Origin of the sequence: Prochlorococcus marinus str. SB, from assembly GCF_000760115.1 — a bacterium.
Lineage (GTDB): Bacteria > Cyanobacteriota > Cyanobacteriia > PCC-6307 > Cyanobiaceae > Prochlorococcus_A > Prochlorococcus_A marinus_D.
The window spans coordinates 1,171,955-1,184,885 of sequence record NZ_JNAS01000002.1; the positions used below are offsets into that span (position 1 = coordinate 1,171,955).

Below are 12,931 nucleotides of genomic sequence, written 5' to 3' on the forward strand. Positions count from 1 at the left end.
ATAGTTAAGCTATTTTTTATTTGATCTAATTAACTTCTCACATAAATTTCTGGCTATAAGAGAATTTATCTTTTCAAATAATTCAGGCTTTTTAATTTTTAAATTTTCAAGGGTAGCCTTACTCCAACTGATAGCAAAGATATTATTAGAAATTACATTGGCTGATGTTTTATCCCCTGTAATAAAAGAAAATTCTGAAATCCAATCTCCTTTCTTTAGTTTTGCGACCTCCACGTCATTTTCTATTGTTATGGAAGCTTCACCATCTACTACAAATGCGAGATTCTCAAATTCGCTATTTTTACTAACAAGTTTCAAAGACTTTTTGTTTTTATGTTTAATAATATCTCCAAATTTAAGCATGTTTTTAAATTCAAATGGCAGAAATAAGAAAAAGTAATTTTTATATGTATCTCTCCAACCTATTGGTACGCATCTTATAGATCTTGAATAATAAAAAAGAGAAATCATATAAATATTTAAGGAAAAATGAAGTATTGCTAGTAATAAAATAGAAACGTTCTCAGCTGTTCCAAGTCCAACCCAATAACAAAAAAAGAAATTCGCTATCGAGAGCGCTACTATAATAAACCTTAAAATTATGAGAGAGGAACAAATGAAAGAAAGACCTTCTATAGTTCCCAAAATAGCTTCTACCCAATCTGGAGTTAATACAAAATTAATCATGATTTTAAGTAATTAATCTTTCTATTTATTAGTACTTATATTCTGTCAAATAATAATTAATACCTAAAAAATAAGATAAATTTATTGTTGAATTACCATATAATAGTTTTTTGAAAATTTAATGATTATGATATTTATAGTTTAAAAAAAATTTTGGCTAATCTAGAAAACAAAATAAAAAAGCTTAAGTTTGACAATAATGAATATAACTTTGATGATTTACCGGAAAATGCAAAGTCACTTTTAAATGGGCTTCAAACTGTAGATCTTCAATTAAAGATGTATGGAGATACAATAAATCTTTTGAAGGTAAGTAAAAATTCTATGCTCAATGATATGAAAAATATCCTTAAAGATATACAACCAATAGATTGAAATTCAATCTATTTATTTAATCAATAATGTTTTCCAATTTATTAAAAAGAAATAGCTTATCAAATTGGAATTCAAAGAACGATATTATATTTGCAAAAACCTTAAATGAAGAGTCTGAATGGATAATTACATCAAAATCATTAATTAATTATTTTAAGAATACTGTTGGTAGAAAATTTTATGCGAACACTTTAATAGATGCAATAAATAATCTTTTAGAAGAAGATGAACCAAAGAGAATCAATATTGTTGCTCATGGAAGTCCCGGTTTTATTGATATTGGTAATGGATATAATTCTTTAACTTTGGAGAAAGAACTTTCTTTATTAAAAAACTCTAGAAAATTAAATGAACATGAAATAAATCTTTGGAGCTGTTATGGCGGCTCCGTTAATGGCATTAGAGATAGTTTAGAAAGATGCCTGAATCTAAAAGTTAATGCAATTAATGGACTATTAGGTAAAGGTAAAAGTTTAGAAGGAATAACGCATTCAAAATTAACTAAACTTACAAGTAATTTACCTGAGTATTTAACTAATGGTTTATATCAATACATAACTAGAAACTATACTCTTTCCAATAGCTCTTCAGGGATTCCCGGTGATGACAGTAGCGTTCTTGGAACACCTATTACTTACACGAAGTCTATAAATGAAAACAATACTACCTTTGCCAACAATTATAGCCCGGCGCTCATTGACTATTTTCGTATACGTTGGGAGACTTATATAAGAATTCCAGAAACTGGAACTTATATCTTTAGTACTTCTACCGATGATGGACAAATACTTAAAGTTTATGAAAATAATCAAAGCGGAACGCTTCTACGTTCTTTCACTGACTGGAATCTTCACGGAACCCAAACTAGATCTACTAGTTCGATTTCACTTACTGCAGGAGATGTAGTATTTCTTAGATTTGATTTTTTTGAAAATAGGGGAGGGGCGACTGCAAGACTCCATTGGACGAAAAATGGCGTAAGTGAAACTATTCCTATCGGGGATATGTACCTCACTGAATCTGATGCGATAGGTTCTGATACTACAGCCCCAACGATAGCGATAACATCTGATGCCTCATCATTGAAGGCAGGTGAGACAACAACAGTAACCTTTACCCTTTCTGAAGCATCAAGCGATTTTATAGAAGATGATATCAGTGTTTCTGGAGGAGAGTTATCAAGTTTTGCGTCATCATCCAGCACCGTTTATACAGCAACATTCACCCCGACTGCAGACAGTACAACTGATGGAGTAATAAGTGTAGACTCATCAAAATTCTCTGATTCTGCAGGGAATGAAAATGCAGATGGATCTGATAGTAATAACACCTTAACTTTATCTGTTGATACCGTTCTCCCTACTTTGAGTGGCAGTAATCCAATAGATGATGAAATAGATATTTTTATTAACTCTGAAATAAAATTTACTTTCTCTGAAATTGTAAATGTAGAAAGTGGAAATATTATTATCTATGATTCTTCGGATAATATTTTTGAGACAATTGATGTTACAGGATCAAAGGTAACTGGTGATGGGACAACTGAGATAACAGCTAAACCTAGTAAAGAATTTGCAGAACTTACTTCTTATTATGTACAAATTGCAGATACTGCTTTTAATGATGTAAATGGTAATTCTTATTCTGGTATCAGTGATAAAATAAGTCTTTCTTTCAAAACGGCTCATGAAACATCTATCGCAACATTTTTATCTGCAAAAGAAGTTACTTGGTCATTACCAAGTGGAGATGATATCTCAAGATTTAGAATTGATAGTTCCAGTGGTGAATTATTCTTTGCTAACCCAACTCTAGAAAATACTACTAGTTTTGATGGTGATAATGAATATGTAGTTGTTATTAGATCAACAGAAGATGAAAATACCTCTGTAGATAAAACAATTAAGGTTGCTGTTGGTGATAATCATGCATTAGATGTTTCATTGCATCAAACATTAAGTACAGCTTCTACTGTTGATATTTCAGCAACTTCTTCAAGTTCATCATTTAGAATTTATTCTGGCGAAGAAAAATTAACTAAAGATATTAAAGATTATTTTCTTGAGGGAAAATCAGGTAATGACAAATTATATGGAGGATCAGGTAAAGATAAACTATATGGTGAGAGTGGTAATGATTATTTGAAAGGAGGATCTAATTCTGACAAGCTCTATGGCGGTTCTGGAAAGGATACATTATTTGGAGAGGATGGAGATGACTATTTAAAAGGGGGAACTAGCGCAGACAAACTCTATGGAGGATCAGGTAAAGATATATTGTATGGAGAAAGTGGGGATGATTATCTTAAAGGACATTCAGGGGATGACAAACTTTATGGCGGTTCTGGAAAAGATTATCTCAGAGGAGGAGATGGAAATGATGAACTATACGGAGGATCTAGTAAAGATAAGCTTAAAGGAGAAGATGGTGATGATTATTTAGAAGGTGGTAGTAGTAAAGATAAACTTTATGGGGGCAGTGGCCAAGATATTTTATTTGGAGGATCTAGTGCCGATAAACTTTATGGAGGGGATGATGATGACAAACTTTATGGAGGGTCCAGTTCAGATAAACTTTATGGACAAAGTGGAGATGATTATCTTAAAGGACATTCTGGAAATGACAAACTTTATGGCAGTACTGGTAATGATATTCTCTGGGGAGGGGTAGGTAAAAATGATTTATATGGTGGAAGTGGAAATGATATTTTTAAATTAAATGCTGGTAAGGGATATGACAGAATAAGAGACTTTAAAAAAGGTGAAGATAAAATTGATATCTCAGATTTTGATTTAGGATCTCTAAGAATTGTTGATACTGGTAAACATACAAGGGTGTATAAAGGCTCTAAGGATTTATTAGCAATTATCTATAATGAGGACGAAATTTCTTTATCAGATAATTCTTATTTGATTTAGTAAATCTTAAACTTTGATATTGAATAAAATTAATTGATAATATTATCAATTAAAGGACTAATTGTCTCTATAAACTACGATTTACTATTTTGCTTTCTAAATTTAAATTCAAAAAATGAAATCAATAATATCAAAACACATCCAATACAACTCCCTAATAAGCCAAAGATAATGGTAGTAAACCCATCGTCAACTCCATATTGAATTTGAGGAAAATGAGGAGGTATTGGCATTATTTCTCAACTGCATTTTCAATATCTTCAAGCAAATGTTTAGTTGATCTACTAAACCCATTAGTTTTTAGGTAGTTTTGGGCTTCTCTAAACTTTTCAGCAACTCTTTTTGCATAAGGGGTATTCATTGAATTTTGAGTCATGTAGAAAATGCGACTCATTTTATAATCTGATTTAAATGTACCCTTGATAAGTATTGAAAAATACAAGAATATAAAAATAGGATTTTTTACTTACTTTAAAAAGGAATTGTGTAATTTTCTTGATTTTTGTAAATTAAGGTTTTTCAATTTAGAGCAGGTGTCAATGACAAGCATATTATTAATTTCTCTCTTTGTTGTTGTTCTTTTTTTATCTCTTAGCTTTTTTCATTCAAAACAAAATAAGAGATCATTAAAAACAAAAAATATTTCATCTCCAATATCTTTTTTAAAAGAACAAGAATTTAATCCTGATATAAGTACAGATAATTGGGATTTACACAAAATTAGATTAGATAAATTTAGAAGATCACAATATAAGGGATTAACCTTTTTTGTGAGTTCAGAAAATAGGATTTATTATCTTTCTGACAAAGGAAAAAAAGTTTATTGCTAACTAAAGAAATTAATTTTATAAATAGAAAAAGATATTAGAAACTAATATTTTCAATGAAGTATTTATTTTTATTATCAGAAAAGTTCTATAGGTTTATCGAATGGGAATGGAATACCTTAAAAATTTTAAGAAGAACAAAAAGAAAGAATTTTTTCCTAAGAGGATCATTCGCTTTATTTAGTTTATTATCTATTCTTTTTTTTATATTTTCACCTCCTATTGCTTTTGGAATGTTATTTGGAGAGGGATTAAAATTTAGTGTTTTTTTTATTTGGATATGGATTTTAAATTTAAAGTTTTTTTGAAAAGTATGATTAATTTCCTGTGATTATTTAAAATCAAGAAAATAAAAAATTCCCTTATGCCAAAAATATTCAAACAAAATAAGTTCGCTTTATTGGGAGCCAATATATTGATAATTTTACTCTGGGTATCTATCTCTACTTTTTTGATAAATTTATTTAAAAGTGAAAATGCCCCATTTTATATATACAAAATTTCTTTTTTAATCAGATTTCTCCCTCCTATTTGGATTACATGGTTTCTATGGATAAAAAGAGGTGGTTTAGGAAGATAAACATCAAAAGCATTTTTACGTATTTACCATAAAAAAATCAGTTCGAATCTATGAGATTACTTGAAATTTTCACGTAAGAATGAGGTGATTGAGAGATTGTTTTTAGGTAAGAAAAAATCTCTTTTTTTAATATTTCATTTTTCGAACAAAAAAGTGCTTGTCAGTATCCCTATTGACAAACACTCATGACGATCAATTTTTTACAAACTAAACAGGCAATCTATGATCAATTTCCACAACTCCAGAATCCATAAGACGGCCGATTTTGATAACTAAAGCCATATCTAGCCTTGAAAATTCAGATTGATGGTTAGTTATCCAATCAAGTTCAGAAAGAGTTATTACTCCCAAAGTATTTACTTTAAGAAAAAGTAAGCCTAAGTTCATTTTAAAAAATTCCTGGGATTATCCAGCCGAATAAGCCATAATTTACAACTAATGCGAATAAGCCCATCATTGCCATTCTTCCATTGGTTCTTTCGGCGTTTTGCCAATAAGTTGTTTTTGAATTTTCCATTTTTCTGATTTAAAGAATTGTTAAATAGTAGGTTTTTAAACGAAACCAGGAATTATTTGACCTGTTGTTAGGTATGCTCCAACAGCAGCAATTAATCCAAGCATTGCAAATCTGCCGTTAAGAGTCTCAGCAACAACTTTTTCTTTCTCGATTGTTTTGACTTTTTTGTTTGTGTTTTTCATTTGATTAGAAGATGAATTGTTTAAATTTTCGTTTTGAAATTGCTTGGTTAAATAAGCAACGAGGATGGCTGTAAAAAATACAATTACAGCTAAAAAACCTGAAAGTGGACTCATTAAAAAATGCCAGGAATAATTTGTCCAGTTGAAACGTAAGCACCTACTAATGCAACAAGGCCAATCATTGCCCAACGACCATTAACTTTTTCTGCATTTTGTGGGTAGCTGTCGTATGAAACAGACTCATCTATGTAAGGACGTGTTTCAGTAGGGAACATGTTCTGCCTGCCGCCTGATTCAGTGGTAACGTTTGAATTAGCCATTGTAGTTGTGTAATTGTTAATTAATGTAACACTACTATTAATAAATGTAAAGTATTAGGCCGAAATTAAGTTATTTTCAAGATATTTACTACATAACTGTTACAGAATCGTGACATAAGCATTTAAATAGTTGTTTTTTAGGCTTGCTACGCTTTACAGATTGGCTCGAAAACTATTGAGAGTTCAATTTGTTGTTTAAGTATTTATTTTTAAATCCTTAGAAAGATATCAATTTGGTAGAAAAAACTACATCATTCTTAAATTTAAATAATTAGTTTTTAGATATAATTTACTTCACTTTATTATGGAATTCGCAAAAAAAATTATGACCGAAAAAGCTGAAAATCTTAATGGTAAAGCAGCAATGATTGGAATGTTTGCTCTTGTAGGAGCCTACTATTTTACTGGTCAAATTCTTCCAGGTATTTTCTAATAAAAATCCTTTTTAAATTTTTTCAGGGCTTTATCAAGCCCTTTTTTACTGGATTATGACCTTTTTAATTATCTAATAATTCAAATAATTTACTTATTAGAAGCTTTCTTTTTGAAAAAGTTTTATCAATATATTTTTTATTCTCTTCTTTTAAAATTTCCTGACCATTTAAGCCTAATCCTTTAAGGACAAACTCTTTATCTTCTTTAATCCAGTTATTTATCATTCCCCCCGTCGTCTCTACATGGAATTGTAATCCGTAAGCAAAATTACCAATTCTAAAAAACTGTTCCTTACAACGTGCACTACTAGCAATGAGTACTGCTTTATTAGGTAATAAAATCCTATCTCCATGCCAATGCAGTACATGAAAAGGGTCTTCAAACACTTCTTTAAAGTCTTTATTCGATTTGTCTATAAAAATTTGAGACCATCCAATTTCTGGTAATGCTTTTGGAGGTGATCCATATTTAAGAATTTCTACATCTCCCCCAGCAGCACTCGCAAGCAACTGAGCACCTAAGCAAACACCGACTATAGGTCTCTCATTTTCTAATTCTTTTTTTATAAAATCTCTTTCTAACTTGAGCCATGGATATTTTCCGCTTCCAATATCTTTAACGCCCATTGGTCCACCCATAATTAAAATTAAGTCACCTTTTTTTGTTAGCGGCAGAGCAACTTTATTATCTAAACGAATAATTTCTATTTTTAAATCTCTTTCTTTAGCAAATTGTTCAAAAAGACCAGGCCCCTCTATTTCTAAATGCTGCAAAACTAATAGGCGTTTTATTTCCTTCATTCACTTTCCATTATTTCAGCTGATTCAGAACAGACATTAACGCTAAACCACTTCATTGCCGACCAAGTATCTTTTTGGTATGTACCTGCTGCAATACTCACAAAACAATCATTTTCATACCAACTTCGATAACTGGGAGTTACTCCCGTTCCTTTTAATCTATTTTCTAATCCTTTTCCATATTTTTTAATAACAAGATTTATAGCTTCATTCTCAATTTCTCTTTGCTTTTCATCAGCAAAACCTCCTAGTGGAATTAAAAAAAGAATTAATGCAAAAAGTAAACGTATCATTGAGTCTTTTTTTTTAAATGTAGCTAATTTCATATCGATTAATTAATTTTTTAAAATCATCAACTCTATTTTGTCCATTCTTTAATGGCCTTGAGGAGTCAAGAACGGCTGCACAACATAATTGCCAACAAGAATTTTCATCTAGTTCTAATTTCTTACATATATTTTTTGGAGCTTTGATAACTGTATTTATTTCTGCGATATGTTGAGTAGTTTCCCATAATTCTCCTTCTAGAAAGTCAATTTCAGTACTTGATAATAATTCTGTGGCAACGTAATCCTTAATTAGCTCAGTTAATTCCACAAATTTTAATGAAACAGAAGAAGTTAAATCATATCTTAGTACTTGTATAAATGGATAAAAAAAAGGAGCTAGTTTCTATCTCATCTTGAATCTCCTAACGATATTAAGAGACTACATCATTTCGTATTGATCAAGTTTGGTTTTTAATTTTGTTGCTTGTTTAATCAATGACAAAACTTCTTTTCTGCCAGTCGAATTATTAGCCTGAACTATAAGATCAGAGTATTTCTTTGCAATTTTTTTTTCCATAATTTAAGGAATATAAATACCGTTTTTGAATCTTGCAACTAGCGAGTCGCAACTAGAAGTAGATAAGGAGTCAACGGTTTAAACCTCAGAGTCAACAAATTGGAACGGGTTAACTCGTGCCTTTAATTTATAATCAATTAATAAAAAAGTTGTTGGTATCTACGATTACATTGTTTTCAAACCCTGATTTAATTTATAGTTATCCATGAATTGGATTTATATTTTCAATTATCTTTTTAATTAAATTAATAAAAAAAGGGGGTAAACACCCCCTTCGGTTTATTAAAAGACCTAATTTACTAATTACCTAAACCTAGAGGAGCCCAAAGAGTTGCTTCAGAACCTATAACAGGGACAACTCCTGTAGTTTTTGCATTAGAAACTTTATTTTTAACAATAGGAGTATCTTGTTCTCCTAGAGCCGCCCATATAGTTGATTGATGAGCGATAACTGGTTGAACTTTTAATGGTTGAGGTTGATAGGAAGGCTTTTGGGTTCTTACAAGTTGGACTCCAAGAGAACCAACAATAAATGCTCCAAGAAAACCTGCAAATACAGCAGTAATACTGTTACTACTTACTGAGGTAGATACGTTATTAGACATAATAGTTATGTGACTAAATTTCATTTTTGACTGAAGTCCCCGTTCCTTGGCTTCAATCTTAATGCGGCTCGTAAAACGAGATGAACGTTTATGTAGTCTACGCTACATTTTAACTATAAGTACAATTTAATTTACAAGATGTTAATGGCAATACAAAAACTTGTTAAAAAATAAGAAATTAAATTTTAAAGTGAAGAAAATATATTTGAGTTTTTTTGAGAAAAAAATAATTGATTATTTTCATAATTGTTTGCAGAATAACTTTCGGAAACAACAGTTCCGTGAGTTACCCCAAAAATAAAACCAAGCAAGATAGCTAAACGCATCCAAGAATATAAATTTAAGCTAATTTCCCTTAAATTAAGAATATATGATGTTGTTATTTATACTAAATAATTTTTTATCCCCCAAGATATGACATTGATGGGTGAATTTTTTGATTTTTGTCAGTTGTTTTATCTAATACTTTAAATCGATCTTCACTATAGTTATCTTCTCGGGCTTCCCAAATGCTCTTTATTTTATTTTCCAATTCAGTGAGATTAATTGGTAGAGACAACCATGGGTTTAGATTTATACCTTCATTAGAAAAAAGACACGTATAAGCATAACCATCGCTAGTTATCCTCAATCTATTACAATCTGAACAAAAAGGATTACTTATTGAAGAGATTGTACTTACAAAACTATTTGAATCACTCATGTACCATCTATTAGCAGTTTGGCCCTCCTTTCTTCCGTAGTCTTTTAATCGATGTTTCTTCTTTAATAGTCTAATAATTCTTTCAGAGAAAAAAACATCTGATGGCTGCCAATCATTAGATATCCCTACGTCCATATATTCAATGAAACGAATCTCTATAGACCTTTTTTTTGCAAAATCAACTAATTCAAAAATTTGATTATCATTAATCTCTTTTTTTATAACTGCATTTATTTTTAATTTTCCCGCCTTTGGATTAAATCCAGCATTAATTGCATGATCTATTCCTTCAAGGACAGTAAATAATTTTTCTTTGCCAATGATTTTATTTTCCTCTCCAATCATGTTTGAAAAAATATCAGGATCAATCGCATCTAAACTTACTGTTATGCGGTCTAAACCATTTTTAAAAAGCTCATTAGCTTTATTCTTAGAGAGCAAATATCCATTTGTGGTTAAAGAAATATCCTGTAAATTAGCTACTGGATTTGATTCTTCTAATCTTTGCGATTTAATTTCATAAAGAAGTTCATCTAATTGAGAACTCAATAAAGGTTCTCCTCCAGTGATTCTTAAAGAATTTACCCCTAATCGACAACTGACTAAAATTAACTTTTTAAATTGTTCAATATTTAAAACATCCAAACTATAGTTCTCAGGCTTACAGTAAATACACGAAAAATTGCAATTTTGTTTAAGAGATAACCTTAAAACTTTTAACTTTCTTTTTCTATTATCCTCCAATTGCTTAAATCTCATTATTCATATTTAAGAATTCTCCCTTGGAATTTATATTAATTAAATCTCCATTTTTTGCATAGAAATATTTATGGGGAATTTGATCAACCCATCCGAGAAAATTTTTCTTCCCAGAGGATAACTTTTTTTTTAATTTAAAATGATTTTCTTCATTGATGGGATAAATTCCGAATAATGGTTGTGCAAAATTTCCATCATGAGATATTACCGCAAAATTTTGATTTCCTTCCCACGATTTAAAAAGTGAATAAATTAATTTTGTATTCAAATTAGGCATATCGACTGGGATAATTAGGATATTTTGAGTTGTTTTTTTAAACGATGAAAAAATTTGTTCTATACAAGTTAAGGGTCCATCAAATGGTTGGGCATCTGAAATAAACTCAACATTATTCCTTTTATCAACTTCTTTTAAATGAGAAGTATAATTTGTTATTACAAAAGTCTCTAAATTAAGGTTATTTAATATTTTTATTTTGTGAGTCAGCCAATTTCCTCCTTCATGATGTTTAATTAGTGCTTTATCAGATCCCATCCTTGAACTCTTGCCACCAGCCAAAATGAATGCTTTAAATTTTTTAAGTTTTATTTCCATAACTTATGCAATATTTTTCCACGAGAACTTTATGTATCGGATAATACCAATAATCAGATTACTAATTTCCCCCAATTTTGATTTTATTAGTGCTGACTATTAATTCTAGCCTTTTAAAAAAGTTGCATTTCTTAAAATCCAGATTTCGTATTAAATAATACAAATGAATGCATTGATCGAAATATAAATTGCTTAAAAATTAATCTAGAAAATTTTCATGTTAAGTGATGTTTGGTCTTTAAACGGCAGATATAGAACTCTTCACCTCACCTGGTTTGCCTTTTTCCTTACTTTTGTTGTTTGGTTTAACCTCGCACCTCTTGCAACTACTGTTAAAGCCGATTTAGGTTTATCTGTTGCTCAAATTAGAACAGTAGCAATATGTAATGTCGCTTTGACTATCCCTGCAAGAGTTTTGATTGGAATGTTATTGGATAAATTTGGCCCAAGAAAAACTTACTCAACAATTTTGATATTTTCTGTCGTGCCATGTTTACTATTTGCTAGTGCTCAAGACTTCAATCAACTTGTTATTGCGAGATTGCTTTTATCAATAGTAGGAGCAGGTTTTGTTATCGGAATAAGAATGGTCTCTGAGTGGTTCCCTCCGAAAGAAATTGGTTTGGCTGAGGGGATATATGGAGGATGGGGAAATTTTGGATCTGCTTTTTCTGCTCTTTCTCTTGTTGCCGTAGCTGGATTCTTGTCTTTTTCAGGAGGGTTTGAGTTACCTACTGGAGCTGTACTTAATTGGAGGGGAGCTATTGCTCTTACAGGAATTATTTCTTTCGTTTATGGAATTATTTATTTCTTTAGTGTGACTGATACACCTCCAGGAAAACCTTATCAAAGGCCTGCAAAAACAGCTGGTTTAGAAGTAACTAGTATAAGAGATTTCTGGGGTTTAATTGGAATGAATGTCCCATTCGCAGCAATTCTTTCAGTCCTATGTTGGAGACTTCAAAAAGTAGGTTTCCTTACTTCATCTACTTATCCAATAGCCTTAATCGCAGTTTTAGCTTGGTTTATTTTCCAAACTTGGGGAATTATAAGAACGAATATTGAATTATTAAATGGAACTAAAATTTACCCTAAAGAAGATAGATATGAATTCAAACAAGTAGCGATCTTGGAATTAACTTACATCGTAAATTTTGGATCAGAATTGGCAGTAGTTTCAATGCTTCCTAGTTTCTTTGAATTTACATTTGATTTACCTAAAGCTATAGCCGGAATTCTTGCATCATGTTATGCATTTGTGAATTTAATAGCTAGACCTGCCGGAGGATTGATATCTGACAGAACAGGCAATAGAAAAAATACAATGGGTTTCCTAACTATGGGATTAGGGTTTGGATATCTATTGATGTCTTTAATAAAACCCGGAACTTTTACAGGATCAGCAGGAATTCTTATGGCTGTATTTTTAACGATGCTTTGTTCATTTTTTGTACAATCTGGAGAAGGTTCAACTTTTGCTTTAGTACCCTTAGTTAAAAAAAGAGTAACAGGACAAATAGCTGGATTGGTTGGGGCTTATGGAAATGTTGGTGCGGTAACTTATTTAAATATTTATAGCCTTTTACCTTTATGGATGGGTGGAGGTAAAGATCCTTCTCCAGAAATAATTGCTGCTTCAAATAGTGCCTTCTTCCAAGTTTTAGGTATAGCAGGATTAATAGTTGGATTCTTCTGTTATTTCTTTTTAAAGGAACCTCAAGGATCATTCGCGGATGCTTATGAAGGCGAAAAAGCTGAAAATTATGTTTAACCAATAACTAT

General features: G+C 30.7%; 18 protein-coding genes and 1 pseudogene. 5 read left to right on the forward strand and 14 right to left on the reverse strand.

Translation table 11 applies throughout. The annotated features are described in order from the left end of the window. Positions 1–9 precede the first annotated feature (9 nt). On the reverse strand, positions 10–687 hold the full coding sequence (locus EV02_RS00335; RefSeq protein ID WP_032520365.1) for a hypothetical protein: 678 nt from the start codon (positions 685–687) through the stop codon (positions 10–12). A gap of 153 nt (positions 688–840) precedes the next feature. Between EV02_RS00335 and EV02_RS00330 the strand changes: the two genes are divergently transcribed. Both EV02_RS00330 and EV02_RS09125 read left to right on the forward strand, forming a co-directional pair. Beyond that, positions 841–1,062 carry a DUF6447 family protein gene (locus EV02_RS00330; protein ID WP_241433721.1) on the forward strand — a complete coding sequence of 74 codons (222 nt, stop codon included), beginning with the start codon at positions 841–843 and terminating at the stop codon, positions 1,060–1,062. 26 nt (positions 1,063–1,088) lie between these two features. Next, entirely contained in the window at positions 1,089–3,980 is a 2,892-nt protein-coding gene (locus EV02_RS09125; RefSeq protein WP_052043499.1) for an Ig-like domain-containing protein, read from the forward strand. Between the two features lie 232 nt (positions 3,981–4,212). On the opposite strand, the gene EV02_RS09660 is transcribed toward EV02_RS09125, so the two are convergent. Next, on the reverse strand, positions 4,213–4,356 hold the full coding sequence (locus EV02_RS09660) for a hypothetical protein (protein WP_193742669.1): 144 nt from the start codon (positions 4,354–4,356) through the stop codon (positions 4,213–4,215). A 163-nt stretch (positions 4,357–4,519) separates the two neighbouring features. Between EV02_RS09660 and EV02_RS0108990 the strand changes: the two genes are divergently transcribed. Then, complete coding sequence (locus EV02_RS0108990) at positions 4,520–4,810, forward strand: hypothetical protein (protein ID WP_032520542.1); 291 nt, start codon at positions 4,520–4,522, stop codon at positions 4,808–4,810. Positions 4,811–5,594: 784 nt separating this feature from the next. On the opposite strand, the gene EV02_RS00315 is transcribed toward EV02_RS0108990, so the two are convergent. The 4 genes and pseudogenes from EV02_RS00315 to EV02_RS0108995 all read right to left on the reverse strand — a co-directional run bounded on the left by EV02_RS00315 (position 5,595) and on the right by EV02_RS0108995 (position 6,406). Continuing rightward, entirely contained in the window at positions 5,595–5,774 is a 180-nt protein-coding gene (locus tag EV02_RS00315; protein WP_032520369.1) for a hypothetical protein, read from the reverse strand. A 1-nt stretch (position 5,775) separates the two neighbouring features. Continuing rightward, a pseudogene (locus EV02_RS00310) lies at positions 5,776–5,886 on the reverse strand (chlorophyll a/b-binding protein); the annotation flags it as partial. Positions 5,887–5,939: 53 nt separating this feature from the next. Further along, positions 5,940–6,200: a chlorophyll a/b-binding protein gene (locus EV02_RS00305; protein WP_032520370.1), complete on the reverse strand. Its 261-nt coding sequence runs from the start codon at positions 6,198–6,200 to the stop codon at positions 5,940–5,942. After that, positions 6,200–6,406: a high light inducible protein gene (locus EV02_RS0108995; protein ID WP_011376777.1), complete on the reverse strand. Its 207-nt coding sequence runs from the start codon at positions 6,404–6,406 to the stop codon at positions 6,200–6,202. Before EV02_RS0108995 ends, EV02_RS00305 begins: the two co-directional genes overlap by 1 nt. 304 nt (positions 6,407–6,710) lie before the next feature. On the opposite strand from EV02_RS0108995, the gene EV02_RS00300 reads away from it, so the two are divergent. Continuing rightward, positions 6,711–6,839: a high light inducible protein gene (locus EV02_RS00300; RefSeq protein ID WP_032520371.1), complete on the forward strand. Its 129-nt coding sequence runs from the start codon at positions 6,711–6,713 to the stop codon at positions 6,837–6,839. 64 nt (positions 6,840–6,903) lie between these two features. On the opposite strand, the gene EV02_RS00295 is transcribed toward EV02_RS00300, so the two are convergent. The 8 genes from EV02_RS00295 to EV02_RS00270 all read right to left on the reverse strand — a co-directional run bounded on the left by EV02_RS00295 (position 6,904) and on the right by EV02_RS00270 (position 11,149). Further along, positions 6,904–7,641 carry a type 1 glutamine amidotransferase gene (locus EV02_RS00295; protein ID WP_080724872.1) on the reverse strand — a complete coding sequence of 246 codons (738 nt, stop codon included), beginning with the start codon at positions 7,639–7,641 and terminating at the stop codon, positions 6,904–6,906. After that, on the reverse strand, positions 7,638–7,967 hold the full coding sequence (locus EV02_RS00290; protein ID WP_241433722.1) for a heat-labile enterotoxin alpha chain: 330 nt from the start codon (positions 7,965–7,967) through the stop codon (positions 7,638–7,640). The genes EV02_RS00295 and EV02_RS00290 overlap by 4 nt, the downstream gene beginning before the upstream one ends. After that, a complete protein-coding gene (locus EV02_RS00285; RefSeq protein ID WP_032520372.1) occupies positions 7,948–8,238 on the reverse strand; it encodes a hypothetical protein in 291 nt (96 codons plus the stop codon). Before EV02_RS00285 ends, EV02_RS00290 begins: the two co-directional genes overlap by 20 nt. Positions 8,239–8,349: 111 nt before the next feature. Beyond that, on the reverse strand, positions 8,350–8,487 hold the full coding sequence (locus EV02_RS09665) for a hypothetical protein (RefSeq protein ID WP_193742654.1): 138 nt from the start codon (positions 8,485–8,487) through the stop codon (positions 8,350–8,352). Between the two features lie 299 nt (positions 8,488–8,786). Then, a complete protein-coding gene (locus tag EV02_RS09260) occupies positions 8,787–9,092 on the reverse strand; it encodes a hypothetical protein (protein WP_032520374.1) in 306 nt (101 codons plus the stop codon). A 185-nt stretch (positions 9,093–9,277) separates the two neighbouring features. After that, positions 9,278–9,418, reverse strand: a complete 141-nt coding sequence (locus tag EV02_RS09670; RefSeq protein WP_193742655.1) for a hypothetical protein — start codon at positions 9,416–9,418, stop codon at positions 9,278–9,280. Positions 9,419–9,492: 74 nt separating this feature from the next. Continuing rightward, positions 9,493–10,539 carry a GTP 3',8-cyclase MoaA gene (locus EV02_RS00275; RefSeq protein WP_193742656.1) on the reverse strand — a complete coding sequence of 349 codons (1,047 nt, stop codon included), beginning with the start codon at positions 10,537–10,539 and terminating at the stop codon, positions 9,493–9,495. Positions 10,540–10,543: 4 nt separating this feature from the next. Then, positions 10,544–11,149 (reverse strand): molybdenum cofactor guanylyltransferase, encoded by a 606-nt coding sequence (locus EV02_RS00270; protein WP_032520376.1) that lies wholly within the window; start codon positions 11,147–11,149, stop codon positions 10,544–10,546. 217 nt (positions 11,150–11,366) lie between these two features. Here EV02_RS00270 and EV02_RS00265 point away from each other — a divergent pair, with 217 nt between their 5' ends. Beyond that, positions 11,367–12,920, forward strand: coding sequence for a NarK family nitrate/nitrite MFS transporter (locus EV02_RS00265; RefSeq protein ID WP_032520377.1), 1,554 nt, complete (start codon positions 11,367–11,369; stop codon positions 12,918–12,920). The last annotated feature ends 11 nt before the right edge of the window (positions 12,921–12,931 follow it).

Bases quoted from the DNA above. Each gene is read 5' to 3' on its own strand.
- EV02_RS09665 (WP_193742654.1), bottom strand. From the start codon at position 8,487: ATGGAAAAAAAAATTGCAAAGAAATACTCTGATCTTATAGTTCAGGCT.
- EV02_RS0108990 (WP_032520542.1), top strand. From the start codon at position 4,520: ATGACAAGCATATTATTAATTTCTCTCTTTGTTGTTGTTCTTTTTTTA.
- EV02_RS09670 (WP_193742655.1), bottom strand. From the start codon at position 9,418: ATGCGTTTAGCTATCTTGCTTGGTTTTATTTTTGGGGTAACTCACGGA.
- EV02_RS00265 (WP_032520377.1), top strand. From the start codon at position 11,367: ATGTTAAGTGATGTTTGGTCTTTAAACGGCAGATATAGAACTCTTCAC.
- EV02_RS09260 (WP_032520374.1), bottom strand. From the start codon at position 9,092: ATGTCTAATAACGTATCTACCTCAGTAAGTAGTAACAGTATTACTGCT.
- EV02_RS00315 (WP_032520369.1), bottom strand. From the start codon at position 5,774: ATGAACTTAGGCTTACTTTTTCTTAAAGTAAATACTTTGGGAGTAATA.
- EV02_RS00290 (WP_241433722.1), bottom strand. From the start codon at position 7,967: ATGAAATTAGCTACATTTAAAAAAAAAGACTCAATGATACGTTTACTT.
- EV02_RS00300 (WP_032520371.1), top strand. From the start codon at position 6,711: ATGGAATTCGCAAAAAAAATTATGACCGAAAAAGCTGAAAATCTTAAT.
- EV02_RS09660 (WP_193742669.1), bottom strand. From the start codon at position 4,356: ATGACTCAAAATTCAATGAATACCCCTTATGCAAAAAGAGTTGCTGAA.
- EV02_RS00335 (WP_032520365.1), bottom strand. From the start codon at position 687: ATGATTAATTTTGTATTAACTCCAGATTGGGTAGAAGCTATTTTGGGA.
- EV02_RS0108995 (WP_011376777.1), bottom strand. From the start codon at position 6,406: ATGGCTAATTCAAACGTTACCACTGAATCAGGCGGCAGGCAGAACATG.
- EV02_RS00270 (WP_032520376.1), bottom strand. From the start codon at position 11,149: ATGGAAATAAAACTTAAAAAATTTAAAGCATTCATTTTGGCTGGTGGC.
- EV02_RS00295 (WP_080724872.1), bottom strand. From the start codon at position 7,641: ATGAAGGAAATAAAACGCCTATTAGTTTTGCAGCATTTAGAAATAGAG.
- EV02_RS00305 (WP_032520370.1), bottom strand. From the start codon at position 6,200: ATGAGTCCACTTTCAGGTTTTTTAGCTGTAATTGTATTTTTTACAGCC.
- EV02_RS09125 (WP_052043499.1), top strand. From the start codon at position 1,089: ATGTTTTCCAATTTATTAAAAAGAAATAGCTTATCAAATTGGAATTCA.